Source organism: Kribbella sp. VKM Ac-2569 (assembly GCF_004216905.1).
Lineage (GTDB): Bacteria > Actinomycetota > Actinomycetes > Propionibacteriales > Kribbellaceae > Kribbella.
This window is the reverse complement of record NZ_SGXJ01000002.1, coordinates 532,158-558,581: the sequence shown is the minus strand read 5'-3', so window position 1 is coordinate 558,581 and position 26,424 is coordinate 532,158. Positions and strand designations below refer to the sequence as shown.

General features: G+C 68.2%; 29 protein-coding genes. 16 read left to right on the top strand and 13 right to left on the bottom strand.

Annotation, left to right across the window (positions count from 1 at the left end; translation table 11 throughout):
- Positions 1 to 5 precede the first annotated feature (5 nt).
- The 5 genes from EV649_RS15690 to EV649_RS15670 form a co-directional block, all read right to left on the bottom strand.
- On the bottom strand, positions 6 to 587 hold the full coding sequence (locus EV649_RS15690) for a hypothetical protein (RefSeq protein WP_130384180.1): 582 nt from the start codon (positions 585 to 587) through the stop codon (positions 6 to 8).
- Positions 588 to 685: 98 nt separating this feature from the next.
- Positions 686 to 997, bottom strand: a complete 312-nt coding sequence (locus EV649_RS15685) for a hypothetical protein (RefSeq protein ID WP_130384179.1) — start codon at positions 995 to 997, stop codon at positions 686 to 688.
- The gene (locus EV649_RS15680) at positions 994 to 1,587 is read right to left on the bottom strand and encodes a hypothetical protein (RefSeq protein WP_130384178.1); all 594 of its coding nucleotides are present in this window, start codon (positions 1,585 to 1,587) and stop codon (positions 994 to 996) included. The genes EV649_RS15685 and EV649_RS15680 overlap by 4 nt, the downstream gene beginning before the upstream one ends.
- Positions 1,588 to 1,753: 166 nt before the next feature.
- On the bottom strand, positions 1,754 to 3,364 hold the full coding sequence (locus EV649_RS15675) for an MDR family MFS transporter (protein ID WP_130384177.1): 1,611 nt from the start codon (positions 3,362 to 3,364) through the stop codon (positions 1,754 to 1,756).
- Positions 3,361 to 3,963, bottom strand: a complete 603-nt coding sequence (locus EV649_RS15670; RefSeq protein ID WP_130384176.1) for a MarR family transcriptional regulator — start codon at positions 3,961 to 3,963, stop codon at positions 3,361 to 3,363. Before EV649_RS15670 ends, EV649_RS15675 begins: the two co-directional genes overlap by 4 nt.
- A 248-nt stretch (positions 3,964 to 4,211) precedes the next feature.
- On the opposite strand from EV649_RS15670, the gene EV649_RS15665 reads away from it, so the two are divergent.
- From EV649_RS15665 to EV649_RS15630, 8 genes are all read left to right on the top strand, one after another.
- On the top strand, positions 4,212 to 4,985 hold the full coding sequence (locus EV649_RS15665) for a type II CAAX endopeptidase family protein (RefSeq protein WP_130384175.1): 774 nt from the start codon (positions 4,212 to 4,214) through the stop codon (positions 4,983 to 4,985).
- The gene (locus EV649_RS15660) at positions 4,982 to 5,710 is read left to right on the top strand and encodes an SDR family oxidoreductase (RefSeq protein WP_130384174.1); all 729 of its coding nucleotides are present in this window, start codon (positions 4,982 to 4,984) and stop codon (positions 5,708 to 5,710) included. The genes EV649_RS15665 and EV649_RS15660 overlap by 4 nt, the downstream gene beginning before the upstream one ends.
- 48 nt (positions 5,711 to 5,758) lie before the next feature.
- Positions 5,759 to 6,706 carry an ATP-binding cassette domain-containing protein gene (locus tag EV649_RS15655; RefSeq protein WP_130384173.1) on the top strand — a complete coding sequence of 316 codons (948 nt, stop codon included), beginning with the start codon at positions 5,759 to 5,761 and terminating at the stop codon, positions 6,704 to 6,706.
- 1 nt (position 6,707) lies between these two features.
- Positions 6,708 to 7,490 (top strand): ABC transporter permease, encoded by a 783-nt coding sequence (locus EV649_RS15650; protein WP_130384172.1) that lies wholly within the window; start codon positions 6,708 to 6,710, stop codon positions 7,488 to 7,490.
- Entirely contained in the window at positions 7,490 to 8,293 is an 804-nt protein-coding gene (locus EV649_RS15645; RefSeq protein ID WP_130384171.1) for an ABC transporter permease, read from the top strand. Before EV649_RS15650 ends, EV649_RS15645 begins: the two co-directional genes overlap by 1 nt.
- 38 nt (positions 8,294 to 8,331) lie before the next feature.
- Complete coding sequence (locus tag EV649_RS15640; RefSeq protein WP_130384170.1) at positions 8,332 to 9,405, top strand: hypothetical protein; 1,074 nt, start codon at positions 8,332 to 8,334, stop codon at positions 9,403 to 9,405.
- 56 nt (positions 9,406 to 9,461) lie between these two features.
- The gene (locus tag EV649_RS15635; protein WP_130384169.1) at positions 9,462 to 10,505 is read left to right on the top strand and encodes a hypothetical protein; all 1,044 of its coding nucleotides are present in this window, start codon (positions 9,462 to 9,464) and stop codon (positions 10,503 to 10,505) included.
- Positions 10,506 to 10,573: 68 nt separating this feature from the next.
- On the top strand, positions 10,574 to 11,320 hold the full coding sequence (locus EV649_RS15630; RefSeq protein WP_130384168.1) for a hypothetical protein: 747 nt from the start codon (positions 10,574 to 10,576) through the stop codon (positions 11,318 to 11,320).
- 325 nt (positions 11,321 to 11,645) lie between these two features.
- Here the strand turns inward: EV649_RS15630 and EV649_RS15625 are convergent, their stop codons facing one another.
- Both EV649_RS15625 and EV649_RS15620 read right to left on the bottom strand, forming a co-directional pair.
- The gene (locus EV649_RS15625; RefSeq protein ID WP_130384167.1) at positions 11,646 to 12,851 is read right to left on the bottom strand and encodes an aminoglycoside phosphotransferase family protein; all 1,206 of its coding nucleotides are present in this window, start codon (positions 12,849 to 12,851) and stop codon (positions 11,646 to 11,648) included.
- 30 nt (positions 12,852 to 12,881) lie between these two features.
- Positions 12,882 to 13,313 carry a MarR family transcriptional regulator gene (locus tag EV649_RS15620; RefSeq protein ID WP_130384166.1) on the bottom strand — a complete coding sequence of 144 codons (432 nt, stop codon included), beginning with the start codon at positions 13,311 to 13,313 and terminating at the stop codon, positions 12,882 to 12,884.
- A 118-nt stretch (positions 13,314 to 13,431) separates the two neighbouring features.
- Between EV649_RS15620 and EV649_RS15615 the strand changes: the two genes are divergently transcribed.
- Positions 13,432 to 14,895 (top strand): MFS transporter, encoded by a 1,464-nt coding sequence (locus tag EV649_RS15615; RefSeq protein WP_130384165.1) that lies wholly within the window; start codon positions 13,432 to 13,434, stop codon positions 14,893 to 14,895.
- 84 nt (positions 14,896 to 14,979) lie between these two features.
- Here the strand turns inward: EV649_RS15615 and EV649_RS15610 are convergent, their stop codons facing one another.
- The 3 genes from EV649_RS15610 to EV649_RS15600 form a co-directional block, all read right to left on the bottom strand.
- Positions 14,980 to 15,987, bottom strand: a complete 1,008-nt coding sequence (locus EV649_RS15610) for a CopD family protein (RefSeq protein ID WP_130384164.1) — start codon at positions 15,985 to 15,987, stop codon at positions 14,980 to 14,982.
- A gap of 2 nt (positions 15,988 to 15,989) precedes the next feature.
- The gene (locus tag EV649_RS15605) at positions 15,990 to 16,577 is read right to left on the bottom strand and encodes a copper resistance CopC family protein (protein ID WP_130384163.1); all 588 of its coding nucleotides are present in this window, start codon (positions 16,575 to 16,577) and stop codon (positions 15,990 to 15,992) included.
- Between the two features lie 293 nt (positions 16,578 to 16,870).
- Positions 16,871 to 17,188: a hypothetical protein gene (locus EV649_RS15600; RefSeq protein WP_130384162.1), complete on the bottom strand. Its 318-nt coding sequence runs from the start codon at positions 17,186 to 17,188 to the stop codon at positions 16,871 to 16,873.
- A gap of 444 nt (positions 17,189 to 17,632) precedes the next feature.
- Here EV649_RS15600 and EV649_RS15595 point away from each other — a divergent pair, with 444 nt between their 5' ends.
- Positions 17,633 to 18,619 (top strand): hypothetical protein, encoded by a 987-nt coding sequence (locus EV649_RS15595; protein WP_130384161.1) that lies wholly within the window; start codon positions 17,633 to 17,635, stop codon positions 18,617 to 18,619.
- Here EV649_RS15595 and EV649_RS15590 read toward each other — a convergent pair.
- Entirely contained in the window at positions 18,606 to 19,841 is a 1,236-nt protein-coding gene (locus EV649_RS15590; RefSeq protein ID WP_130384160.1) for an MFS transporter, read from the bottom strand. The genes EV649_RS15595 and EV649_RS15590 overlap by 14 nt on opposite strands.
- A gap of 148 nt (positions 19,842 to 19,989) precedes the next feature.
- Here EV649_RS15590 and EV649_RS15585 point away from each other — a divergent pair, with 148 nt between their 5' ends.
- Genes EV649_RS15585 through EV649_RS15570 form a run of 4 tightly spaced genes read left to right on the top strand, consistent with a single transcriptional unit; the run spans position 19,990 to position 22,879 of the window.
- A complete protein-coding gene (locus tag EV649_RS15585; protein WP_130384159.1) occupies positions 19,990 to 20,967 on the top strand; it encodes an ATP-binding cassette domain-containing protein in 978 nt (325 codons plus the stop codon).
- Positions 20,964 to 21,800 carry an ABC transporter permease gene (locus EV649_RS15580; protein ID WP_130384158.1) on the top strand — a complete coding sequence of 279 codons (837 nt, stop codon included), beginning with the start codon at positions 20,964 to 20,966 and terminating at the stop codon, positions 21,798 to 21,800. Before EV649_RS15585 ends, EV649_RS15580 begins: the two co-directional genes overlap by 4 nt.
- 33 nt (positions 21,801 to 21,833) lie before the next feature.
- On the top strand, positions 21,834 to 22,448 hold the full coding sequence (locus EV649_RS15575; protein WP_241998250.1) for a TetR/AcrR family transcriptional regulator: 615 nt from the start codon (positions 21,834 to 21,836) through the stop codon (positions 22,446 to 22,448).
- A complete protein-coding gene (locus EV649_RS15570; protein WP_130384157.1) occupies positions 22,445 to 22,879 on the top strand; it encodes a VOC family protein in 435 nt (144 codons plus the stop codon). Before EV649_RS15575 ends, EV649_RS15570 begins: the two co-directional genes overlap by 4 nt.
- Positions 22,880 to 22,934: 55 nt before the next feature.
- Here EV649_RS15570 and greA read toward each other — a convergent pair whose 3' ends face one another.
- Positions 22,935 to 23,447 carry a transcription elongation factor GreA gene (gene greA, locus EV649_RS15565; protein WP_130384156.1) on the bottom strand — a complete coding sequence of 171 codons (513 nt, stop codon included), beginning with the start codon at positions 23,445 to 23,447 and terminating at the stop codon, positions 22,935 to 22,937.
- Positions 23,448 to 23,722: 275 nt separating this feature from the next.
- On the opposite strand from greA, the gene EV649_RS15560 reads away from it, so the two are divergent.
- Complete coding sequence (locus EV649_RS15560) at positions 23,723 to 25,042, top strand: hypothetical protein (RefSeq protein WP_241998249.1); 1,320 nt, start codon at positions 23,723 to 23,725, stop codon at positions 25,040 to 25,042.
- Here the strand turns inward: EV649_RS15560 and EV649_RS15555 are convergent.
- Complete coding sequence (locus tag EV649_RS15555; RefSeq protein ID WP_241998247.1) at positions 25,039 to 25,479, bottom strand: DUF4307 domain-containing protein; 441 nt, start codon at positions 25,477 to 25,479, stop codon at positions 25,039 to 25,041. The two genes, EV649_RS15560 and EV649_RS15555, sit on opposite strands and share 4 nt — an antisense overlap.
- Before the next feature lie 59 nt (positions 25,480 to 25,538).
- On the opposite strand from EV649_RS15555, the gene mca reads away from it, so the two are divergent.
- A complete protein-coding gene (mca, locus tag EV649_RS15550; RefSeq protein ID WP_130384154.1) occupies positions 25,539 to 26,402 on the top strand; it encodes a mycothiol conjugate amidase Mca in 864 nt (287 codons plus the stop codon).
- Positions 26,403 to 26,424 lie beyond the last annotated feature (22 nt).

Here is a 26,424-nt window from a genome sequence, read left to right as displayed (position 1 = left end):
GTCTCCTAGTCGATGTAGATCGCGTAGCTGACACCGACCGCGGGGGTCAGTGGGTCCCGGCTCGGCTTGGTGCTGAACAGCCGCAGATGGGCGCCGTTGAGGAGCCAGGTGGCGAGGTGGCGCTTGTCCGCGCCGGCTCCCGGGCCCCACTCGTCGAGGAAGTTCGGGTTGCTGTCGTCACTGACGTAGTCCGGCTCGCCGAAGTACTTGCGGGCCAGCGCCACGTGGTCCGGCCAATGCGCGTCGAGCCCGGCCTCGGCCTCCGCCGTGTCGTCCGGGCCGAGCTGGTACGCGCACCATCCGCTGTTGAGCGCATCGGCGTACGCCATGCCGGGGAACACGACGATCGTGCTGCCGCGCTTGGTGGTGAACCCCCACGACGCCAGCACCGGGTCGATCTGCTCGCCCGCCGCGAGCGGCCAGGGCTTCCAGTCGGTGGCCGCGGTGACCCGCTGCACGATCGCCCGGACGACATCCGGTCCGCTGGCGTCGTTGTTCGGGCCCGCGATGGCACGCCAGTCGGGGACCTCGGCGAAGTCGGCGAACGCCGCCTCGTCCTCGTCGAGTGGCCTGTCCATGGTTTTCATTTCCGGGCTTGTTCCTTCCGTCAGTGCTCAAGCCTTCGTCGGCCACCGTAGGGCGCGACGAGGTCAGTCTCCTGACCTGCTGATTCGGGTGTTCTGGTCTAGCGTTCGGGCGTGGAGTTCTTGCCGGTCCCGGTGCCGGTGCCGCGCTCGAACCGGCTGGATTCGTGGCGTACGCCGGAAGTGTCGCCGGAGCGTGCCTGGCCCGGGCCGACCGGCGGAAGCCTTGCCGCCTGGACGCTCCTGGTCAGGTCCGGGGACAGGCCCGCTCGCCCGCCCGCGGCTGCGAGGCGTTCGTGCTTGAGCCCGGTGAGCCTCGCCTCCGAGACACTGCCGGTGGGGGCGGGGTCCGACCCGTTCGTGAACATGACGTCGCGCTGGCCTTCGCGGGCCCGGTTCTCTGCTGTCCTCATGTCCCCTCCTCGTTGAGGTAGACGGTGTAGTTGATTCCGACCGACACCGACAGCGGTTTCGCCGTCGGCTTGTTGCTGTACAGGTGGATCTCGGCGCCCGGGGGCGTCCAGACCGCCAGATGGCGGCGGTCGGTACCGGCGCCGGGGGCCCAGTCGTCCTCGAAACCGGTCTTGCTCTCAAGTCCGACGTACGACGGCTGTCCCCAGTGCCGGCAGGCGAGGTCGAATTTCACGGGCCAGTGCTCGTCGAGCCCGGCGGCCGCGTCGCCGACGTCCGCGGGCTCGATCGCGAACGCGACCCAGCCGCTGAACGGGCTGTGCGGCAGCACCTGGTCGTCGTACACCGCGAGCTCGGTGTTGCGGCGGGTCAGGAAGCCCCAGCCGTCGAGCTGGTCGTCGATCACCGTACGGCGGTTGATCGGCCACGGCTTCCAGTTCGTCCCCGACTTCACGCGACGAATCAGGCGGCGGACCGGGAGCGGCCCGGTCTCGCCCGCCTGCGGGCCGGCAAGGCGCCGCCAGTCGCGGACCTCGGCGATGTCGGCCATCGCGCGGTCGTCGTCGTCCAGCGGCCGGTCAAGTGTCTTCATCCGTGCGGCAGTCCCTGTCGTTGCGGTACGTGTCGAAACTAAGTCCCCGGAGGGGTCAGGCGGACGTCATGCTCGTGGACGGCACAAAGAACAGCCGCCCTGGGAAGCTTCCCAGGGCGGCTGTCGGGTAGGTCAACCGTCGTTCGGTCTCAGTTCGGTGACGCGCCTAGTGCATTGCCGCGGCGGCGGAGGACTCCAGCGACTCCTCGCCCTCGGCCTTCGGGCCGTCGTCGCGGCCGGCCAGCCGCTGCTCCGGCGTGATGACCGCGAGGATCAGAGCGATCGCCAGGAACGGCAGGGAGACCAGGAACACGTCGCCCATCGCGTCGACCAGACCCTGGAGGGCCCAGCCCTTCATCGGCGGCTTCAGGGCGTGCAGCGCCTGGACGCTGTTCGCCGCCTTGGCCAGTCCGTCGACCATGCCCTGCGCGGCGTTCGGGACGATGTCGGTCAGGTGGTCCTTCAGCCGGGTGGTCAGCACGGCGCCGTAGACCGCCGTACCGATCGCGCCACCCATGGAGCGGAAGAAGGTCATCGACGAGGTCGCGGTGCCCATGTGCTGCCGGGGCACGCTGTTCTGCGCCGCGGTGACGGTGATCTGCATCGACAGGCCCAGGCCGGCGCCCATCACGAACATGTAGATCGCGAGCTGCCAGTACGGCGTGTTCATGCTCAGCGTGGACAGCAGCACCATCGCGGCGCCGACCATGACCGCGGAGATGATCGGGTAGATCTTGTACCGGCCGGTCTTGCTCATCAGCTGACCACTCGGGATCGAGGCGGAGAAGATACCGACGATCATCGGCAGCAGCGCCAGGCCGGAGCGGGTCGGGGACATGTCCTTGACCGCCTGCAGGTACAGCGGCAGGAAGATCAGCGCACCGAACATCGCGAAGCCGAGCAGGAACGCGAATCCGGCGTACCCGGAGAAGATCCGGCCCTTGAACAGGTCCATCGGGATGATCGGCTCGGCCACCCGCAGCTCGATCAGCACGAACGCGACGGCCAGTACGACGGACGCGACCAGCAGAGCGATCGTGGTGGTGGTACCCCAGCCGTTGGTCGGGCCGCTCCAGGAGACGGCCAGCAGCAGCGAGGTGACGGCAGCGGCGACCGTGGAGGCGCCGAGGTAGTCGATCTTGTGCGAGCGCTTCACGTGCGGCAGCTTCAGGACCGCGCCGACGACGCCCAGGGCAACCAGGCCGATCGGCAGGTTGATCCAGAAGATCCAGCGCCAGCCGGGACCGTCGGTGAGCAGACCGCCGAGCAGCGGGCCGGCCACCGAGGACAGACCGAAGACGGCACCGAAGTACCCCATGTACTTACCGCGCTCGCGCGGCGGGATCACGTCGCCGATGGTGGCGAACGCGAGCGACATCAGGCCGCCGGCACCCAGTCCCTGGACGGCCCGGAAGCCGATCAGCATCTCGATGTTCTGCGACAGCGCGGCCAGCACCGAGCCGGCCAGGAAGGTGACGATCGCCGCGATGAACAGCGGCCGCCGGCCGTAGAGGTCGGAGACCTTGCCCCACAGCGGCGTGGAGGCGGTCGACGTCAGCAGGTACGCCGTGACCACCCAGGACAGCTTGTCCAGGCTGTTGAAGTCACTGACGATCCGCGGCAGCGCCGTACCCACGATGCTCTGGTCGAGGGCGGCGAGGAACATGCCGGCCATCAGTCCACCGAGGACGACCAGGATCTGCTTGTGGGACAGGTAGTTGGGACCACCGTCGGTTGGTGCAGCCCCGCCGGCGGTGGCGGGTTCTGTGGTGCTCATCTGGTGCTCTCCAGGTTGTTGTCGTTGTTCTCGCGGGCGGCAGGATCGCTGCCGGTCGCGGAGTCTTGTTCGGTACGGCGCTCTGCCGCGGCGGACTGCAGTCGCGGGGCGACCGCGGCCCAGCCCTTGTCGGCCCAGGCGGCGCTGCTGGGGGCCTCGGTGCGGGCGGCGACGCCGTCCGCGAAGCGGGTCATCAGCCGCTCGAAGGTCTGCACGTCCTCCTCGGACCAGCCCTCCATGGCGGCGTTGAGCAGCTCCATCCGGTGCCGGGCACTGGCCTCCCACTGCTCGATGCCCTGCTCGGTGAGCTCGACGCGGAACGCGCGTCCGTCGTCCGGGTCGGGGGAGCGGCGGATCAGTCCGAGCTGCTCCAGGGACCGCACGTGGCGGCTCGCGGTGGAGGCGTCGAGCTCGAGCTTTCCGGCCAGGTCGGACAGCCGCAGGGCGCCGTTGCACCGCAGCGCGAACAGCACGACGTGCGCGCTGTGGTCGAGTGTGTCGCCGGGCTGCTTGGCCTTCAGGCGGCGCCCGATCCGGGTGAACGCGTGCATGACGCCCTCGATGGGGGTCTGTGGGGTGTACGCGTCGTTTACTTGCATGCTGCAAGCATATACATGCTTGCGTGATACACGCAAATGACTTTCCAAGGTCTTCCAGTGAGTCGCCACTCATTTGCTCTCGGTCGCCGGATGATCACTGTCCGCAGTGGACGGAAGGTGCGGACAGTAATTCGACGGCCGGCGGCGGCGTTTTGTGACGCGGATCGGTGCGAGGTGGTGCTGGCACCACGCCGAAGGGTCGGTCCAGTACCCTCGCCGGTCCGCTGGTCCGGCCAGGAGGCTGGGCGGTGATCAAGCGGCGGCTGCTGGAGTTCGGTGTCATCTGTCTCGTCCTGACCTGGGTGCCCTGGGGAGTGCTCGGCGTACTCGGTGTGAATCCGGATGAGGGCGCAGGCAGTCTCGTGTTCGCGCTGGCGGCGTCGGGGCCGTCGCTGGCCGCGTTGGTGATGTGGCTGCGGTACCGGGAGCGCCGGCGCGTCGTCCGGTGGTCGCTGGTGTGGCCGGTCGCTGCCGTCGTACTCGGTGCGCTGCCGCCGCTCGTGGCGTCGGCGTTGATGGGGGACTTGCCGGCGTTGCCCGATCACGCCGCGTCGGTCATCTCTGGTGCTGGGGGAGTGCTCGGCGCTGCGGCGTACACGTTCCTGGCTGGTCCGGTGTCGGAGGAGTTCGGGTGGCGTGGGTACGTGCAGCCGCGACTACGTGAGTACTTCGGGCCGCTCGGGACGACCGTGGTGCTGGGAGCGGCCTGGGGCGTGTGGCATCTGCCCCTGTATTTCCTGAACGCGACAGGTCAGCACGACGACGGGCTGTTCACACAGGAGGGGCTGACGTTCTTCCTGGAGCTCTTCCCGCTGACCTTCGTGATGCTGTTCGTTAGCGAACGCCTGCGGGGAGGCGTGCCGGCGGCGATCCTGCTGCACGCGGCGTGGAACCTCACGGAGGAGCTGGTTCCTCCGCTCGGCCAGGGGGTCTGGCTGGAGTTCCTGGTCCTCACTGCGGTCGCTGCGGCGTTGCTGCCATCCTGGACGGCAGTCCGGCGAGATAGAAGGGTGGCGGCATGACGCGGGTTGCGGTGGTTACCGGTGGTGGGTCAGGGCTGGGGCGGGAGATGGCTCTGGCGTTGGCGAGGGCCGGGTTCCAGGTGTGGGTGACCGGGCGGACGGAGGACAAGCTGCGCGAGACGGTCGCGCTCGGCGATGGCCGGGTCGATCTCGCCGTACTGGATGTGGCTGACGGGGAGGCGGTACGGCGGTTCTTCGGGGGGCTCGAGCGGGTCGACGTACTCGTGAACAACGCGGGCACCGGGTCCCCGGCCGCGGCGGTACAGGACGTGCGTGAGGAGGACTGGCGGCAGGTGGTGGACACCAACCTGACCGGGTCGTTCCTCTGCGCGCAGGCGGCGTACGACGTGATGCTGCGGCAGGACCCGAAGGGCGGGCGGATCATCAACAACGGGTCGATCTCGGCGCACGTACCGCGGCCGCAGGGGATCGCGTACACCGCTTCGAAGCACGCGATCAGTGGGCTGACGAAGGGCCTCGAACTCGAGGGGCGCGCGCACGGCATCACCGCCTGCCAGATCGACATCGGCAACGCATCGACCCCGATGACCGCCCGGATGAAACAGGGCGTCCTCCAGCCGGACGGTTCGATCGCGGTCGAGCCGACATTCGACCCGAAGATCGTGGCCGACTTCGTGGTGCAGATCGCGGAACTACCGACCTCCGTCGCAGTCCCGACCCTGACAGTCATGGCCGCCGGCATGCCGTACGTAGGAAGAGGCTGACGAGAAACGCGGAGGAAAGTGTCTGACGGTGCGTCTAGTGTCGGGCAGGTGAGTGAGCAGCGGGAGTCTTTGGTTCATGTTCGTGGGCTGCGTAAGTCGTACGGCGACTTCGAGGCGGTTCGCGGCATCGACCTGGACGTGTGGCGGGGTGAGGCCTTCGGGTTCCTCGGGCCGAACGGTGCGGGCAAGTCGTCGACGATGCGGATGATCGGCGCGGTCTCACCGATCAGCGGCGGCACGCTCAAGATCCTCGGCCTGGACCCGGCTGCCGACGGGCCGTCGATCCGTGCGCGGCTCGGCGTCTGCCCGCAGGACGACACCCTCGACACCGAGCTCACCGTCCGGGAGAACCTGACGATCTACGGGCGGTACTTCGGTCTCAGCCGGGCCGAGTGCCGCGAGCGCGCGGACGAGCTGCTCGAGTTCGTCGCGCTGACCGAGAAGGCGAAGGTCAAGGTCGACGAGCTGTCCGGCGGGATGAAGCGCCGGCTGACGATCGCGCGCTCGCTGGTCAGCAAGCCCGACCTGTTGCTGCTGGACGAGCCGACCACCGGACTCGACCCGCAGGCCCGGCATCTGTTGTGGGACAAGCTGTTCCGGCTCAAACAGGCCGGCGTCACGCTGATCATCACCACGCACTACATGGACGAGGCCGAGCAGTTGTGCGACCGGCTCGTGGTGATGGACGGCGGCTTGATCGCGGCCGAGGGATCCCCGGCCGACCTGATCCGCGACTACTCGACACGTGAGGTGACCGAGCTGCGGTTCGGGCCGGACGTGATGCTCGCCGACCACGACGCCCTGGCCGGCAAGGTCGAGGACCTCGCCCAGCGCATCGAAGTACTGCCGGACCGGCTGCTGCTCTACACCGACGACGGCGAGCGCGCGGTCGCCGCCGTCCACGAGCGCGGCCTGGAACCGGCCGCCGTCCTGGTACGCCGCTCCACTCTCGAAGACGTGTTCTTGAGATTGACCGGCCGGACGTTGGTGGACTGACATGGCGCTCGCAGTCGAGAACGGTCGCCGGATGTTCGACTACTGGCTGACCGTCTACAAGCGGACCTGGAAGGGCACGATGATCAGCAGCTTCCTGCTGCCGATGCTCTACCTGGCCGCGATGGGGATCGGGCTCGGGTCGTTCGTGGACAGCAACGGGACCGGTGCACTCGGCGGTGTCAGTTATCTGCAGTTCATCGCACCGGGTCTGCTGGCGTCCACCGCGATGCAGATCGCGGTCGGCGAGGCGACGTACCCGGTGATGAGTGGGCTGAAGTGGCAGAAGTTCTACCACTCGATGATCGCGACGCCGCTGCGGCCGGCGGACGTGGTCTACGGGCAGCTGGCGTTCATCGCATTCCGCGTGTTCACCTCGTGCGCGGTGTTCCTGGTGATCATCGCGTTGTTCGGCGGACTGAAGTCACCGCTCGGCGTGCTCGGGTTGCCGGTCGCGCTGCTCGTCGGGATGGCAGTCGCCGGCCCGATCGCGGCGTACGCGACGATCCTGGACAACGACTCCGGTTTCGCGATGGTGTTCCGGTTCGGTGTGGTGCCGGCGTTCCTGTTCTCCGGGGCGTTCTTCCCGGTCTCGCAGCTGCCGGACTGGATCGAGTGGCTGGCGTACGTGAGTCCGCTGTGGCACGCGGTCGACCTGTCCCGCAACCTCAGCCTCGGCACGGTGAACCCGTTGCTGGCCCTCGGCAACCTCCTCTACCTGCTGGCCTGGTTCCTCGTCGGCACCCGCCTCGCCGTCCGCGGCTTCACGAAGAAGCTGATCGGCTGATGGCGACTATCGCGGCCCGGGTCGTTCCGGTTCCGGTGCGGCTCGGTGGCGGGCGGCACATCGTCGAGCGGAACTTCCTGCTCTACCGGCGGTCGTGGGTGGTGTTCCTCTCCGGCTTCTTCGAGCCGGTGTTCTACCTGCTCTCGATCGGCATCGGCGTCGCCCACCTGGTCGGCGACTTCACCCTGTCCGACGGCACGAAGATCGCGTACGCCGCGTTCGTCGCGCCGGCGATGCTCGCCAGCTCCGCGATGAACGGTGCGATCTTCGACTCGACGTACAACATCTTCTTCCGGATGAAGTACGCCAAGCTCTACGACTCGATGCTCGCGACGCCGCTGCGGCCGTGGGACGTTGCCACCGGCGAGATCACCTGGGCACTGCTGCGCGGGGGCATCTACTCGGCGATGTTCATCGTGGTGATGCTGATCATGGGGCTGATCTCGTCGTGGTGGGCGTTGCTCGCGCTGCCGGCCGCGGTGCTGATCGGGTTCGCGTTCGCGGGCGCCGGGATGGCGCTGACCACGTTCATGCGGAGCTGGCAGGACTTCGAGTTCGTACAACTGGCGATCATGCCGATGTTCCTGTTCTCGGCCACGTTCTATCCGGTCGAGACCTATCCCGGCGCGATTCGCTGGCTGGTCGAGATCACGCCGCTCTACCAGGGCGTCGTACTCGAACGTGCCTTCAGCACCGGCAACGTCAGCTGGTTCCTCGTGATCCACGCCCTCTACCTGGCCGCCATGGGCACCCTCGGCATGTACGTCGCCTCCCGCCGCCTCGGCAAACTCCTCCTGAAGTAGGCGGAACCACACTGCCCTGCGGACCCGTCGGAGCTGGCATGGACATGTCCTTCCGCGATCTCGTGCGGGCGCCGAAAGTTGAGTTGCCCGGTGGGTCGGCGCGGTGGGTCGAAGAGTCGTTGCGGCTGCTCATCGGTCATTTCGGAACCGGCTCGCTGCGGCAGCCGGCCGTCGTACCGGGGGAGTTCGTGCCGGCCGGGTACGACGGTTCGGAGGCGGCTGCCCGCGACGTGTGCCTGAAGGTGAGCGAGCGGATGGGCATCCCGTCCGAGCGGATCCGGTTCAGCTTCCAGCTGGAAAAGGTCGTCGAGGCCGGTCAGTTGCTCGGCGCCACGATCGTCGACGCGTACGTCGCGCAGACCCATCCCGCGCTCCGCGGCGCGGCACCGGAGGACATCGCCGCCGTACGGAAGTACTCGCGATTGCTCGGCGCAACGTCCGACGACCGGATCGAGGAACTACTGGAGGACGACGGGCTGCTGCCCGAGATCCAGCGGTTCGCCTTCCTCGACTTTCTCACCGAGCTGGTTCGCTGCCGGGAGATCGCGGCCGAGCCGGACCCCGCGCGGCAGGCCGAGCTCGAGCAACAGCCGGATCGTCCGGACCCTGGGACTGCCGGAAGCGAGGCGTCGGCGGCCGGGCGCTGGACGGACCTGACCTACTGCCTGCCGGGTGTCGAGTTGCTCCCCGGATACACCGCGGTGATGCTCGGCTCCGACCTCCTCACCGACCCGACCGTGCTGATCGCGGCAGCGTCGCACGAACTCGGCCACCAGGTCCTCCTGTCCTCCGAGATGCCCGGCGGCGCCGGTCCGCTCCGCGAGCCGCTGACCGACCTGTACGCCGTACTGCACGGATTCGGGATCGCGCACGCCAACGCCGCGCTCGACGAGACAACGCTCGGCACACCGACCGTGGAAACCTTCGGCTACCTCGGCGAACGAGCCGTCGCCGAAGCCCTTGCTGTGTACCGCTTCCGGCAGCACCGCCTCATCCGTGATGGGCCGCTTCTGCCGGAGTGGCATCAGGCTCTCGATCCGGAGCCGCGGGCCCGTTTCGTGGCCCGCCTCGACGACCTGGCCGGCGGTCCGCCGACCGTGTTGGGGTGGTGATCCAGCTGCAACATTCCTGATGGAACGGGGGTTCGGGCGACAGCGTCAGTTCGGGTATGAATCTGATCGGTGCTTGGCGCCGCCGGCAACGACATCGAGAGCTGCTGTACGGACCGAAGGTCCTGCTGCCCGGCGGGCCGGAGCAGTGGATCGAGGACTCGCTGGACTGGCTGATCGGCCGGTTCGGGGTCGAGCCGCTTCGCCGGCGGCCGGTGCTGCCCAGCGAGTTCGTGCCCGTCGGGTACGACGGCTCCGAGTGCGCGGCACGCGAACTCTGTCTGCAGGTCTGTGCGTGGATGGAGGTACCCGACGACCGGATCCGGTTCAGCTTCCGGATGGAACAGGTCCGCGCCGCCGCGCGCAGCGCGGCCGTTCACCGGCTGAACACCGAGAAGGGCAGCGACCTGATCGCGATCTCGGGGCTGCAGGCAACGATGACGGCGGCCGAGGTGGACGCGCTGGCCGCTGCCGGGTTCGCGCCCGAGATCGGCGTGCTCGCCGAGCGCGAGCTGCAGGCCGAGGTGAAACGCTGTACGGCGATCCTCCAGGAGACCGACCTGAACCGCCGGGCTGAGCTGTGCCAGCGCGCACAGGCGATCTGGTCGACGCCGGCCGGTAGTGGATCACGGGCGGCCTGGCTGGACCTGCGGACCGGCGGCCTCGAGGGGAGCGCGGTGATGCTGTCGGCAACCACTCTGGCCGACCCGGCCGCTGTGGTCACCGCCACCGCCCATGAACTCGGGCACGAGGTGCTCTGGGGGTATCACCTGATCGACCGGAGCCGCCCGGACGCCGAGGCGCTGACCGACCTGTTCGCGGTGTTCCACGGGTTCGGGATCTTCCTCGCCAATCAGGCGGTCGAGCGGGTCCCCGGACGGCGTTCGGCACTGCAGACGCTCGGGTACCTGGGCGAGCGCGGTGCCTCCGACGCGCTGGCGGCGTACTGCTTCCGCCGGCACCTGCTGTTTCCGGAATCGATCCTCCCGGTGATGCCGACCGAGGTCGATCGGGCGGTCCGGATCCGGACCTTCGCCCGGCTCGCGTCGCTGGTGAAGGACGCCGAGATCGCGTCGATCCAGGAAGGCGCACCGCTGACCTGATGTCAATGTCCGGTGACGCTGCGGAACCGTGAGGTTTGCCGCGGCGTCGGACAGGCATGATCCGGCGGGTGAGGAATCCGATCGGAATGATCCGCCGAAGTCAGCAGCTGCGCTCCCAGCTGAAGGCGCCCCGCGAACGGTTGCCGGGCGGCAGCCGGCGCTGGATCCGTACGTCGATGGACTGGCTGGTGACCGAGTTCGGCCGAGACGTCCTGCTGCGGCCGATCGCGGTGCCGGCCGACCTGATCCCGGACGGGTACGACGGAAGCCTGGCCGCCGCGACCGAGTTGTGCGGCCGGGTCGACAACCGGATGGATCTCCGGCCTGGCCAGTGCGGGCTGAGCTTCGAGCTGAACGGCGTACGACGTTCGGTGAACAGCATGGTCGTGAAGGAACAGTCCGGGCGCTGGATCCGCGGGAACGGCGGCAACCAGATCCAGCTCGCGCCGGCGCTGACGGCCGATCCGGTCGCGCTGATCGCGATCTACGCCCATGAGGCCGGCCACGAGCTGCTGCTCGGCAGCGGCCGGATCTCGCTCGCGCGCCGGCCCGACCACGAGCCGCTCACCGACCTGATCACGGTCTTCTACGGACTCGGGATCTTCACCGCGAATGCGGCGTACGAGCGCCGGCCCCGGCCGAACGGACGCGGCAAGCAGCCGCTGGCGCGCGGGTACCTCCGCGAGGGCGCGCTGGCCGAAGCCCTCGCGCACTACGCGAAGCTCCGCGGCGAGCGGCACCCGGAATGGGACCGCTACCTCGACCCACCCGTCCGCCGAGGCCTCCACAACCAACTAGCGATCCTGCACCGCTAGTCGGTCATGGGTGGTGAAACGGACTGTGGAAAGCCCACGCGTGCTACGCAGGCCCGTTGGGCTCCGATCCAACGCCCGCCTCGAATTGTTGGAGAGTTCTCGGGGTTTCGTACCACTTGACCGATCCCACGGCGGGCTCCGCCTAGTACTGCAGCCGTAGTTCGTGATGTCGTGTGGTCTCTCGCCACCCGCCGATCCAGCTCTGGTCATCTTTGTGCACCCACCAACCATCTTCGAGCCGCCGAGACGGTTGGTGGGTGCACAAAGATGACCCTGTGCAAGGAGTGATCGGGGACCTGGGCCGCTTCGTGATCGCGCCAGATCGTTATGGTGTGAGCAGCTTCTTCAGCCAGAACGTGCCGCCGCGGAACATTGAGTTCTTGCTCGGCCCGGTCAGGTGATCGACGAGGTGCAGGTAGGTGATCGTCTGGTAGAGCGTGCCGAGTTCTTCGGCGAGCGTCAGCGCACGGCGCAGGTCGGACGGGGCGGCGTACTCCTGCCACTCGTGCAGATACGCGTCCAGCACGCGTGGGTCGCTCGACAGCGGCGAACTCTTCTGCACGAAGGTCACCAGGTCCAGGAACGGGTGCGCGAGCGCCGCGTCGGTCCAGTCGAAGGCGAGCACCTGACCGTCGCGCACTGCCAGGTTCCCTGGGTGCAGATCGCCGTGCAGCAACGTCTCCGGTACGCCGATGTCCGCCAGCTCGACGATTGCCTCGCGCAACTGTTTCGCGCGCTCCGGCAACCGGGACTGCTCCGTCGGCTCGAGCTGTGCCGTCAGCGAGTTTGCTTCGAGCAGGCGGGCCAGCTCCGTGTCGAGGACGGCGAGCCGCCGGTCGGCGCAGCTGTACTCCAGTAGCCGTTCGGGTTCCGTGACATAGCTGCGCTGCAACCGAGCATGGTTGCGCACGGCATCGATCCACACCGCGACGTCGCTCTCGCCCGCCAACGGCGTACCGAGGTCGGGCAGCAGCATCCACGCCCGCTGCTCGTCGATCGCCAACGGCGCCGGCACCGCGCCAGGACGGTCGGTGGAGGCGCGCTGCAGGAACAGCGGCTCGTTTGCAAACAGGAAGGGCAACGCGTCCGGTTCGGGCGACGCCTGTGAGACTGCCTTGAAGTACACGTCGCCGTCGGCGGTCGGGATGCGCAGGACGTTCGACAGGCCCCACGACTTCACCTGCGTCCACGGGCCGGTCGCCTTCAGACGCTCAGCGATCCACTGCGGCGCTTCGCCGTACCACTCCGGACGTGTCCACGCGGGCAGGTCGGATGAGCTGACGGGGTGGTCGTGGACCCAGCGCGCATCGGCCGGCGGCTCGCTGCTAGGGAGCATCAGGTAGGTGAGCGGATCCTCGGAAAGACAGTCGAGTACGACGGCCTCGATGCCGTGCTGATCCCGCAGCGGTCGCAGTACCGATTCGACATCCGGGAACCAGGAGTCGTCCGATCGCTCGACCTCGGGGAGCCCCGACGGCAGCATCAGCACCGCCTGGTCGGACGGACGCACTACAACAGCCGTTACCTTCACCTGCTGAGCGTATGTACCCGTGCAACCTGATTACTCAGGCGGTTCGCAGGTCTTCACCAGCGGCGCGTGCAGGCGCTGGGACAGCACCTGGCGTTGGGTCGGCTGGGCCTCGGTCTGGCGGCGCAGGCCTTCGTCGGTCAGCCGGACGTTCACGGCGCGACGGTCCTCGGGGCACATGTGTCGCTCGACCAAGCCGGCGACCTCCAGGCGGCCGATCACGCGGGACAGAGCGCTCTGGCTAAGGTGCACGGACTTGGCGATCGTCGCCACCTTCGCAGACTGCTCAGGCAGCTCCGCGAGCCGCTCGAGCACCTCGTACTCACTCATCCCGAGTGCATGACCGGCCTGCAGCGCCCGGTCGAGGGCACACGTCAGGTCCGCGTGGCGAGCCAGCAGCTCGCGCCATTCGCGCACATCGGCGCTGGTCTCACCAGGTCCAGCGCTGACCTTCGTCACGGTCATGTCGGTGACCATAGCATGCACGCGCATTCAATGCAAACGCATTTAATGCCTAGACATTAGATGCACACGCATGCAATAGTCTCTCCTCGTGACTACGCAAACCACATCGCCAGCTCGCATGACTTGGGACGCGCGCCTCTGGGGAGCGCTCCTGGTGGTCTGCGGCGTGATCTTCCTCGACGGCCTCGACGTGTCCATGGTCGGCATGTCCCTGCCGTCCATCGGCGCCGACCTCGGCGTCTCCCTTGCCTCTCTCCAGTGGGTTGTGACCGGCTACGTGCTCGGGTACGGCGGCCTGCTGCTGCTCGGCGGACGTACCGCCGACCTGCTCGGCCGGCGCCGGGTCTTCCTGATCGCCCTCGCCGTCTTCGCCCTGGTCTCGATGCTGAGCTCACTGGCGAGCAACCCCGAACTGCTCATCGCTGCGCGGTTCGTGAAGGGCATCGCCGCGGCGTTCACCGCCCCGGCCGCGCTCTCGATCATCACCACCACCTTCCACGAGGGCCCGGATCGCAACCGCGCCCTCAGCATCTTCACCACCTGCGCCGCCAGCGGCTTCTCGATGGGCCTGATCCTCGGCGGCGCGCTGACCGAGGTCGGCTGGCGCTGGACCTTCCTGATGCCCGGCCCGGTCGCCCTGATCGTGCTGCTGTTCGCCATCAAGCTGATCCCGAGCAGCCCGCGGGAGGAGTCCACCGGCGGGTACGACGTACCGGGTGCGGTCACCGTCACCGCCGGCATGCTGTCCCTGGTCTACGCGGTCGTCGGCGCCGAGCACGCCGGCTGGGCCTCGGTGCAGACGATCGGCCTGTTCGTGCTCGCAGCCGTCCTGCTGGCCGGCTTCGTCGCGATCGAGCTGCGCACCAAGCACCCGCTGGTCCGGCTCGGCATCCTGCGCAACGCGTCGCTGCGGCGGGCGAACCTGGCCATCCTGACCGTCTTCGGTTCGTACGTCGCCTTCCAGCTGATCGGCACCATGTATCTGCAGAACCTGCTGGGCTGGTCGTCGTTCGAGACCGCGCTCGGGTTCCTCCCGGCCGGACTGCTGGTCGCCACGCTGTCCCCGAACGTCGGCAAGATCGTCGACCGGGTGGGCACCGAGAAGATGATCATCGTCGCGATGGCGCTGTTCGTCGCCGGGTACGCGCTGTCGTTGCGGATCGGCCCGGAGTCGGCGTACTTCTCGACCGTGTTCCCGACCATCATGCTGCTCGGTCTCGGGTTCGCGATCGGGTTCCCGTCGCTGAACATCCAGGCCGTGTCCGGGGTCCCGGACCACGAGCAGGGACTGGCCTCCGGCCTGTTCAACACCTCCAACCAGGTGGGCGGCGCGGTGGTCCTCGCGATCGTGACTGCTGTGATCAGCGGCCAGACCGTCGGCGTCACCGCATCCAGCGGCGTGCTGTCGGCGTACAAGTCGGGCCTCGGTGTCGTGACGGGGATCGCGGCTCTCGGCCTGGTCATCGCACTGACCGGTCTCCGCGGCCTCCGGGCCCGTCGGGCCGCCGAAGAAGCAGAGGCTGCCGAGTTGGCCGCCGTACAGGACGAGCTGGCGGCGGAGGAGATGACGCCGGCCGCCTGACAACAACCAGCCCTCCCAGGCTGTGCGGTTATAGAGAACGCAGTGCGGGGCCAGGTCTACTCTCCTGGGCCCGCACTGCTGTGTTCACAGCGGTCTGGCCAGCACCGTGGCGAGTGCGATGGCTACGGCCATCACCGTGAGCTCGACAGTCGCCAGTGTGGCGAGAGCGGACGTCTCTTCACGGCGTACGGCCGGCAAGAGGATCTGACGGATCGCACCGCCGGTCGCGGCCAGGATCATCAGAGCTGCGAGCTTGCCGAGCACCAGCCAGCCTGCAGGGGTCTCGAGTAACGCGTGAAGTAGTACGGACAGGTGTGGGGTGAGGTCCTTCGTCAGACGTGGTCCCGCGAGCAGGACGCCGGTGACCGCGACCGTGGCGATCGCTCCACCAGCAACGGTCGAGAACCGCGGCAGGACCAGAGCCAACGCAGAACGGTTGCCAGCGACAAGCACTGTGATCAGTGCGAGACCACCGACCCACAGGCTCACCGCGCATATGTGTGCGGTGATCGCGGGCGTGGTGAGCCAAGGAGCCTCACTCTGCGACGCATGACCGGTGGCAGGTACGGCGGCGAGTCCGGCCAGCGCGAACCCAAGACCCCGCGCCGGCATGCGTCTGACCGCTGCGATTGTGTAGCCGATCGCGGCGAGAACGGTCAGCGCGAGCGCCGATCCGGAGGACACATCGACCGCGTACGATGCCAGGTCGGCGAACGGCATCTTCGAGCCGGACCGCGAGATCGCCGCAGCCTGGAGCCACCACGTCGTCGTGGTGGCGGTGACCCAGGCGAGGCCGGTCGCGATCCCGACGATCCGAGCGCGTTCCGCAATGGCGTCGTACCTGTCCCTGCCGGTGCGGCCGAGCAGGAGGAGCAGCAGGACGGCGCCGGCTGCGAGGATCCCGGCTCCGTTGGTGACGAAGCGAGCGAGTGGAGTGGTGTAGAGGATGCCGGGGCTGGTCGTGCTCAAGGCCGGCTCGGGTGCTGGGCGGGTGACGACGATCGCCCAGACCAGAGTGGTCACGCTCAGCGTGCCGATGACCGCGACGACGACCGGACGTCGTGCCTTGACGGCTGGGATGACGAAGTCCATCGCTAGTCCCTCGTGACGCTCTGGACGAGGACCGGTGCGCTGCCCTGTTCGGACCGCCAGCGCCGGTAGCCGTGCAGGAGGAAGGCAGCGATAGCGAGCTCGAGGATCCAGGCCCAGGCAGGTACGCCGACGGCGGGCAGGCCCATGGTCGCGGCGACCGGCGCGCCGATGTCCTGTCGGTCGAGCGTGACGGTGATGTGGCCGACGATCGGGTGACCGTCGCCGGAGACGACGCGGTAGCTGATCCGGTAGGTACCGGCCTTGCCGAGCCGGTCGCAGTTGGCGTGGACCGTGTCACCGGTGACACGGAGCGACATCGCCGGGTGATGGAACCCGTCCGGGCCCGTGACGAGGACCGCGTCCCACGCCTGGACCGGTTGAAGGGACTGGTCGAAGCTGAAACTGACGTGCGCCGGGCTGGCGGACAGCCGGGCGCCGTTGGCCGGCGTGCTGGCGGTGAGCTTGGTGTGTGCGCTCGCGCGGACGGCCGGCGCGACGGTGAGGGCGGAGGTGATGGCGAGGGTGGCCAGGATCGGTGGACAGCTCCGCCGCAGCGTGCGGAGCCAGGACGTCGACGAGGGCTTCAACATCCGGATCCTCCTGTCGGAAATATCGGCGTTAAATGGATTCGCGCAAACCCGCTGGAATATCGGCGGCACCTGGATATGCGTTGTGGTTATTGGCTCGTAACAAATTCGGTGGCGCGGGAAATATTGCCGAAACCTCACACCGGTAAATTGACGTTGTGAGGATTTGCGGGGTGCCGGGCGAAACGCCCCAGATGCGGATCACCCGTGGTCGCGGATCGGTCTCCGCGGCCACGGGTGATCGTGGTGCCAGTGCCGGTACGGCGGTCAGTCGGACCGCCGCGAGGCTCGGTACCTCAGTGCTCGTGACCCGTGCCGTCGTCGACGGACGTGTGCCCGCTGAGGGTCAGCGACACGACGTTCACGCCGACCGGCACGACGTGGCTGGTCGTGTAGCCGAGCGGGTTCTCCAGCGCCGGATAGAGGCCCAGGGCCTCGTCGTCCACGTGCATCTGGAGCTGGTGGGTGGTGTACTGCACCGCGTCGCCGACGTTCCCGACCGGGGTCGGGTGCTCGTGTGCCGACGCCGTGGTGGCCGCCAGTGCGGCGCCGCCGAGGGCCAGTGCGACGCTCGCCAGTGGGACGGTGATCAGGCGGGACCTGAGGTTGGGCATGTCGATCTCCTTGCGGGAGTGTGGTGTTCGTCCCGGGAGGGTGGGACGGGTACGGTGGAAAGAATTGGCCGCGCAGCGGGCATGCCAGACACGTCGTCGTTCTGACCCCGAAAGCCGGCCGCCGGTCGCCGTTGACCGGCCGCAAATATGTAGCGGCGAAGCATGGTGGCCATTCAATGCTTCGCTTGAAGTGAATGTATTCATTGGTCGCCGGGGAGTGCAAGCAATTGTGATTGTTTGACCACGGAATGATATGGATGTTGCCGCGTCAAGCTCACAGCGACAGCTATTTCGCGGGCAATTGGTGAGAGAATTCCGGGTGTCGGAGGCGGCGCTGCGGTCGCGCTGGGGGCAGTCGGCGTCCGCCGGGCTCAGGGTGCGGTCCCGCAGGGTTCGGGGCGATCCCCGATTGGTTTCGACCCGGCGGGGTGCTGGACTGGTGGCATGAGCAACCAGAGCTACGACGAGAAGGTCAAGGACATCCTGGACCGCGTCGCCAAGGGGCACCTCTCGACCGAAGAGGCCACCACCCTGATCGCCGCCCTCAAGACCGACCCTTCCGAGCCGGCCGCCGAAGCTCCGGGTGCTGACGAGGCGTCCGAGGGTAAGCCGCCGTGGCCCTGGCCGTCGGGTGACGACGTACCGTCCACCAGCGTGTGGGCGGATGCCGTCGACTCGCCTACAGCGGCTGCTGCTGCCGAGTCTGTGCAGGACACCGCGCCCGACACCGTGCCCGCGGATGTCGTCGAGGCTGACGTGGAGGAGGAGCCGGTCGAGGAGGAGCACAGCAACGTGCCGATTCCGTCCGGGGTGCAGCGGGTGACCGTGCGGGCGATCGGGCGGCGGGTCCGGCTGATCGGTGAGCCGGCCGTGAACGGTGTCGCAGTCGACGGTCCGCACGTGATCAAGCGTGACGGCGACACCCTCGCGATCAGCAGCGAAGGCGACATGGGCGTCTCGATCGACGGCTTCAGCATGCTGCGCAACCCGACCGACCTGAAGGCTCACGTCAACGGTCTCGCCAAGGAGCTGTCGATCCGCGTCAACCCGAACCTCCAGGTCGAGGTCGAGGTCACCGGCGGCAGCGTGAACGCCGAGCGGCTGCCCGGCCTGACCCGGGTCCGCGTCACCGCCGGTACGGCGAAGGTCGCCGACGTCGACGGCCCGATCGACGTCCTCGTCCAGGCCGGTTCCGCCAGCCTCGACGCCCAGATCACCAAGGGCCGCTCCCGCGTCCGCGTCGAGTCCGGTACGGCGCAGGTCTCGCTCCGCCGCGGCTCCGACGTCCACGTCCACACCGAGTCCCAGCTCGGCCGTGTCACCTGGAGCGGCGCCGTCTCCGGCCAGTCCAAGGATGTCGAGATCGGCCGCGGCCGCGCCGCCCTCGACGTCGAGGTCCTCGTCGGCACCGCCCAGATCACCTCGGAGTGACCTCCTCCGCGGGGACCGTGCGCAGCGTGCGGATGGGGGAGAGGTAGAGGAAGGCGTTTCCGGCCAATGTGCCGAGGCCTGCTATCCACAAGGTGGTGTGCAGGCCGAACGCCGTACCCAGTGCGCCGCCCAAGAGGCTGCCGACGGGTGCGGCGCCCCAGCTGACGAAGCTCATGGTGGCGCTCATCCGGCCCTGCAGGTCCGGCGGGCAGAGCCGTTGCTGCGTGCTGACCTGCAGGATGTAGCTGACGATGATGCAGAAGCCGGCCAGCAGCGTGCCGACGACGAACCAGCTCACCATCCAGCCCGGTGCGGTCAGCGCCTGCACCGTGAACGCGACGCCGATACCCGTCGACGACAGCAGCAGCGTGCGCGCATCGCCGTACTGGGTGCTGAGCTTCTCGGTGACGGCAGAGGCGACGATCGCGCCGAGGAGGCCGATCATGCTGAGTACGCCGATGGTGGCCGGTTGCAGATGCACGCCGCGCACCAGGTAGACGACCATGATCGCGCCGGCAGCGGCCTGGAAGAGCATGGTCGTCATCGTGTTGAACGCGAGCGGCCGCAGCAGCGGATGCTGGAAGACGTAGCGCATGCCCTCGCCGATCTCGCGGCGCAGGTTGGGCAACTCGGGCTTGGCCGGCTCCGCCTCGGGTGTCCGGATGGAGCGGAGCCAGAGCGCTGACCACAGGAAGCTGAGCGCGTCCAGGCCGATGGTCAGCGCCGCGCCGAGCCATTGGACGAGCAGTCCGCTCGCGCCGGCGCCGATGACCGCGGCGATCGAGTGGTTCGCGGCCAGTTTGGCGTTGCCCGGCAGGAGACGGTCCCGCTCGAGGAGCCTCGGCAGGTACGACGTGTGCGCGACGTCGAACAGGACCGTGAGGATCCCGGCCGGCACGAGAACGACGTACACCTGCGTGAGCGTGAGTACGTCGAACCACCAGGCGATCGGGATCGACGCGAAGAGGAGCGCCCGGAGCAGGTCGGCGTACACGAGGACCGGGCGGCAGCGGATCCGGTCGGCCCAGGCGCCCGCGAACAGACCGAGGACAAGCCATGCGGCGGTCTCGCAGGTCCGGAGCAGCGACACCTGGAGCGTCGACGCGTTGAGGGTGAGTACGGCGAGCAGCGGGATCGCGCCCATGCTCAGGCGGGACCCGAGCTGACTGAGCAGGTCGGCGGCCCACAGCCGGCGGAAATCGGGGTGGCGGAGGATGCCCATTCCGCGACCGTAGAACCAAACTTGAGCCCTGTCGACTCAACTGTCAAGAAAGTTGAGCCTATCCGACTCAATATAATTTGGGAGTGAAATTGTCGGCGTTCTCGGGCAGGATGGTGGCCCGCGTCACATCCAGAAGGGGGACGTTCGGATGGCTGCAATCGAGGCAACCGGCCTCGTCAAGACGTTCAAGGGCAGGAAAACCACGGTCAAGGCGCTCGACGGGATCGATCTCGACGTGCCGGACGGGACCGTCCTCGGCCTCCTCGGGCCGAACGGGGCGGGCAAGACCACCACGGTCCGGGTGCTCACCACGCTGATGGAGCCGGACGCCGGCACCGCCCGCGTGCTCGGCCACGACGTGGTGAAAGAGGCGGACACGGTCCGCGGGCTCGTCGGCCTCTCCGGGCAGTACGCCGCGGTCGACGAACTGCTCACCGGACGGGAGAACCTGTGGATGTTCGGCCGGCTGTACCGGCTGAGCAGTCAGCAGGCCAAGCAGCGGGCGGAGGAACTGCTCGCGACGTTCGACCTGACCGAGGCGGCGGACCGGATCCTGAAGACGTACTCCGGTGGCATGCGGCGCCGGCTGGACCTCGCCGGATCGCTGATCGCGCACCCGAAGGTGCTGTTCCTCGACGAGCCGACCACGGGTCTCGACCCGCGCTCGCGGCTCGACCTGTGGCAGATCATCCGCGACCGGGTCCGCGAGGGCGTCACGATCCTGCTCACCACGCAGTACCTGGAAGAGGCCGACGAGCTGGCCGACAGCATCGCGGTCGTCGACCACGGCTCGGTGATCGCTCGCGGTACGGCGGACGAGCTCAAGGCGAAGGTCGGCGGCGAGCGGATCGAGGTCGTCGTCCACGATCCGGGTGACACCGTGCGGGCGCTGGAGCTGCTGACCGGCGCGCTCGGGATCAAGGATCCGGAGTCGACGACGCTCGAGGAGCACACCCGGCGAATCACCGTGCCGGCGCCGGGCGGCTCGAGTGCGCTGGTCGACGTGATCCGGACGCTCGACTCCGCCGAGATCCGGATCGCCGACATCGGGCTGCGGCGCCCGACGCTGGACGACGTGTTCCTCACCCTGACCGGGCACGAGGCCGAACAGAAGGAGTCGCTGTGAGTGTGGACCTGCCGGCCCGGGTGAACCCGATCGGCCGGGCGTTGTCGGACGCGGGGGTGCTCGCGTGGCGGAGCCTGAAACGGATCCCGCGGACCCCGGACATGCTGATCTACGCGACCATCCAGCCGATCATGTTCGTGCTGCTGTTCGCGTACGTGTTCGGGAACGCGATCCCGATCCCGGGCTTCCCCGGGGCGCGGGCGTACCGGGAGTTCCTGATGTCCGGGATCTTCGCGCAGACGATGGCGTTCGCGGTCGCGTCGGCGAGCGTCGGGCTGGCCGACGACATGTCGAAGGGCCTCATCGACCGGTTCCGGTCGTTGCCGATGGCAAGGTCGGGGGTGATCGCCGGCCGGGTGGTCGGTGACCTGGTGTTCAACGCGTTCGTGATGCTGATCATGGTGCTCTGCGGATTCCTCGTCGGCTGGCGATGGCACAACGGGTTCGGTCAGGCGCTGGCGGCATTCGCGATCCTGCTGCTGTTCGCGTTCGCGATGCTGTGGGTCGGCGCGCTGATCGGGCTGTCCGTGGGCGGACCCGAAGTGGCCTCGTCGGCGGGCTTGATCTGGCTGTTCCCGCTGACGTTCCTCTCGAACGCGTTCGTACCGACCCCGCAACTGCCGAGCGCGCTGCAACCGGTCGCCGAGTGGAACCCGATCTCGTCGATCGTCGCGGCCTGCCGGCACCTGTTCGGCAACCCGTCCCCGTTCGCCAGTCCCGACGGCTTCCCGGCCCAGCACCCGGTCTGGCTGTCGCTGATCTGGTGCGTGGCGATCATCGCCGTCTTCGCGCCGCTGGCGGTCCGCAAGTACCGGAGCGCCACGGCCCATTGACAAGATTTATACGGCGTGCAAATAATTCGAACTGTGTTAAAGAAACCGGCCGGCAACTGGCGTGAGGCGCGACGGGAGAGTGCGCGGGCGAACGTGCTCACCGCCGCGTGGGAGCTGGTGCGCGAGGACGGGTTGGCCGCCCTGTCCTTGCGCGAGCTGGCTCGCCGGGCGGGCATCACCACGCCGACCCTGTACGCGTACTTCGAGTCCAAGAACGCCATCCTGGACGCGATGTTCGCGCAGGCCGCACAGTCGTTCGTCGAGCTGAAGGCGTCACTGCCGGCGACGGACGACCCACAAGAGGATCTGCTGACCGAAGCCCGGGCGTTCGTCACGTTCTGCGTGTCCGACGTCCCGCGGTACCAGCTGCTCTTCCAGCACTCGGTGCCCGGCTTCACGCCGTCGCCCGAGTCGTACGAGCTCGCGGTCAGCGCCCTGGCGGTGACGCGTGAGCTCCTCGCACGCAACGGCGTGCGCGATCCACGGCACCTCGACATCTGGACCGCCATCACCGTCGGCCTGGTCGGCCAGCAGATCTCCAACGACCCGGACGGCGACCGGTGGACGCAGCTCGTCGAGGACGTGACCCGGATGTTCCTCGCCCAGTACGCGGGCGGGGAGTCCACGCACAGCAAGGGGGAATCATGACCGCAGTCACCCAGCTCAAGCTTCACCATCTGGCCCTGACCGTGACCGACCTGGAGTCGAGCGTCCAGTGGTACGGCGAAGTCTTCGGAGTCCACCCGGTGATCGACGTACCGCATCCTGGCGGTGTCGGACGGATCCTCGCCGACGCGGACCATCAGCTGATGATCGCGCTGCACCGCCACGAGACCAACGACGGTGCCTTGTCCAACGAGACCGTCACCGGGCTCGACCATGCCGGCTTCGCGGTCGGCTCGCGTGCCGACCTCGAACAGTGGCAGGACCATCTGGAGGCGCACGGCGTGATCCGTGCCGACGCCGCCGACAAGCCGCTCACCCAGTCGCCGATCGCCGACGAGCCGTACGCGTCGGTCCTGGTGTTCCGCGACCAGGACAACATCCAGCTCGAGCTCTTCGCTCCCGCCGCGCACTGAAGCGACGAAGCGCCCCGGTGGACTGTCCACCGGGGCGCTTCGGAAGCTTGGTGGGTCAGCCGGTGAAGGGTTCCGCGGCGACGATCTCGACGGTCACGTCCTTGCCGTTCGGGGCCTCGTACTTGGCCTTGTCGCCCTTCTTCTTGCCGAGGATCGCGGCGCCCAGCGGAGACTGCGGCGAGTAGACGTCGATGTCGACCGACGCGTCCAGGGCGAGCAGTTCGCGGGAGCCGAGCAGGAACGTCTCGACGTCGTCGTCACCGGCGAACTTGATGGACACCTTCATGCCGGGCTCGATCTTGCCGCCGGCCTTCGGGGTCTCGCCGACCCGGGCCCGGCGGAGCATGTCCTCCAGCTGCCGGATCCGCGCCTCGATCTTGCCCTGCTCGTCCTTGGCGGCGTGGTAGCCGCCGTTCTCCTTGAGGTCGCCCTCGTCCCTGGCCTCGCTGATCCGCTGGGTGATCTCGGCACGGGCAGGGCCCTTGAGGTGCTCGAGCTCGGACTTCAGCTGGTCATAACCGTCCTGCGTCAGCCAGACAACGCTGTCCTCGTCGATCTTCTGCGTCACGGGCTGCTCCTTGTGTCGGTTGGGATGGGCAGGAAAATACTGCTGGCCGCCGTCGTCGACGGCGACCAATCAAACGAGCGTAGCAAGAGACCGCCGAATACGCAGGGGCTCTCGGCGGTCCCAAACGCTTGGAAAACGTTTGCTGTCCGGCTTTTCGTCCGCTCTGAGCAGATTCCCGGCAACCGGTTGCCACCGAGTCCCCGATTGACCGCTGACCTGGACTTTCCTACGCTCCCGGAGACCGATGCCTGGGGGCTTGGGGGGACGTGGTGGATGTGACAACGGATGGCGAGCGTGCGACTCGCGGCCGGCGCATGCGGCTGTGGATCGCGGGCGCCGTCGTACTCGCGATCGCAGCGGCTGCCGCGACCTGGACTGTCGCTGGACGAGGGGATCCGTCCAGTCCATCAGCGGCCACTCCCACGCAGGTAGCGTCCGAACCGTCGGTCGAGGAGCGGATGCTGGCCGGTGCCGGCGCCATCCTGAAGACCCGAGCGTCGGCCGTGCTGTCCGGGCAGTTGTCGCAGTACCTCCAGCACGTCGACCCGGCGAACCAGAAGCTCCGGCAACGCGATCAGTTGGTGTTCGCCAACCTGCGCGAGCTCGGCCTCTCCCGGTTGAGCTATCAGGTAGATGCCAACTGGGCCCCGGAGGTGCAAGCGCAGCACGGACCGAGTGCACGCGCGGTCCGCGTTCTCATGCTGGTGCAGGTCGCAGGCATCGACTCGACTCCGCGCGCGACCGCGCTCGGCTACACGTTTGCCGAGCGCGGCGGTCGCTGGCTGCTGGTCGACGACGACGATCTCGCGGCCGAGGCGGACCTCAAGGCGTACCGCGAACCGTGGGACCTCGGCGCGATCGAGGTGGCGCGCCGGCCAGGCGTCCTCGTCGTCGTCCCCGCGGGCGAACGACGCAACGGTGAACGGCTGGCGCGAGAGTCGCAATCGGCGATCCCGATGGTGCGCTCCATCACCCGGCGGGTCCAGGCGGGGATTCTGGTGGTCGCGATGGCCGACCGCCGCTCGATGGATCCCGAGTGGCGAACCGGTGGTCATCCGGCAGCCGCCGTCGCCGCGCAGAACTACTCTCCGGCGAATCCGGAGGCGAGTGAGTTCAAGGTCACCGGGAGCCGGGTGGTGATCAACCCCGACCAGCGCACCCGGGCCGGACGGCTCCTGCTCGCGCACGAGTTCACCCATGCGGCGATGGAGCCGCTGGGCAACCGTGCGCCGATCTGGCTCGTCGAAGGATTCGCGAGGTACGTCGAGAACCGGCTCGCCGCACAGAGCGGGTACGAGCGGGAGCTCGCCGATGAGCGCCGTACGTTGCTACGCGAGAAGATCCCGGCGCTGGTGGTGCTCCCGATCGACGGCGTCTTCCACGGCGACTACGACGAGGACAGCTACGGCGTCAGCTGGATCATTGTCGAGTACCTGGTGACCAGGTACGGGCAGGCTGCAGTCAACTCGCTGTACGCCGATCTGGCGCGCGGACCGGACGCCCCCGCAGTTCGGGAGCAGGTACTGCGTAAGCACCTGAAGCTGAGTGAGACCGCTCTGGTTGCGGCGCTCAAGAAGTACGACGGCCCGGCCTAGCGGGGGCGGTGCTGGTCTGCCGTCGTACAGCCGACCAGGACGACTGAGGTTGCTGAGCGTTGCGTTGTCAGGGTTACTGGAAGGACCTGGTGACGGGGTGCGTCTGCCTGGACCGTGACCGTCACCTCGCCGACGATCGAGAAGTCCGCGGACTTCGCCTGCAGGCGGCAGTTCGCTTCCACCGACTTGCTGCGGTCCACTGTGAGAGTCGCCTTCGCGCTGGTCGCGGAGACGATCTCGAAGCCCTGGAGTTGCGAGGTCACCGGCGGGTTCGACTGCACCCAGGCCGCCCAGACCAGCCAGGTCAGGCCGGCCAGGACGACCACTCCCACGACGCCGATCAGCAGCGGCCGCCGGGACCGCCCGCCGCGGCCGTAGCGGGCGTTCAGATCGGAGGTCGGAGTGGCGGCAGAAGACTCGGCAGGAGACTCGGTCACAAGGGTGTCCAGGGGGTCGGTCGTGGGTTTTCGCAGGCGTTGGAGGACCATTGTGTCTTGTGAGTGGAGATCTTCGGTTGTTGCATGTGCACGCCCACCCGGACGACGAGTCGAGCAAGGGCGCCGCGTCGACCGCCCGGTACGTCGCTGACGGCGTGGAGGTGATGGTCGCCACGTGTACCGGTGGGGAACGCGGATCGATCCTGAATCCGAAGATGGACCGCCCGGAGGTGCTGGAGAACATCACCGAGATCCGCCGCAAGGAGATGGACGCGGCCCGCGAGATCCTCGGGATCCGGCAGGAGTGGCTGGGCTGGGTGGACTCCGGTTTCCCGGAGGGCGATCCGCTGCCGCCGCTCCCGGAGGGCTGCTTCGCGGCGCAGAAGGTCGAGGACGCCGCCGCCCCGCTGGTGAAGCTGATCCGCGAGTTCCGCCCGCAGGTCGTCACGACGTACGACGAGAACGGCGGCTACCCGCACCCGGACCACGTCATGTGCCACACGATCACCGTCGCCGCGTTCGAGGCGGCGGGGGACAAGGACGCCTATCCGGAGCTCGGCGAGCCGTGGCAGCCGCTCAAGCTGTACTACCACCACACGTTCCACTACGAGCGGATGAAGGCGCTGCACGACGGCATGCTCGCGCGCGGCCTGGAGTCGCCGTACGCCGACCGCCTGAAGGACTGGAAGCCCGACCCGGAGAACGAGCGCCGCATCACCACCCGGGTCGAGTGCGCGCAGTACTTCGAGGTGCGGGACAAGGCGCTGCTCGCGCACGCCACGCAGATCGACCCGGACGGTGCGTGGTTCGCCGTACCGCTGGAGGTGCATCAGGCGGCCTGGCCGACCGAGGACTACGAGTTGGCGCGGAGTCTGGTCGAGTCCGAGCTGCCCGAGAACGATCTGTTCGCGGGGCTGCACTGACGGGGGCTGCGGACAATGAGAG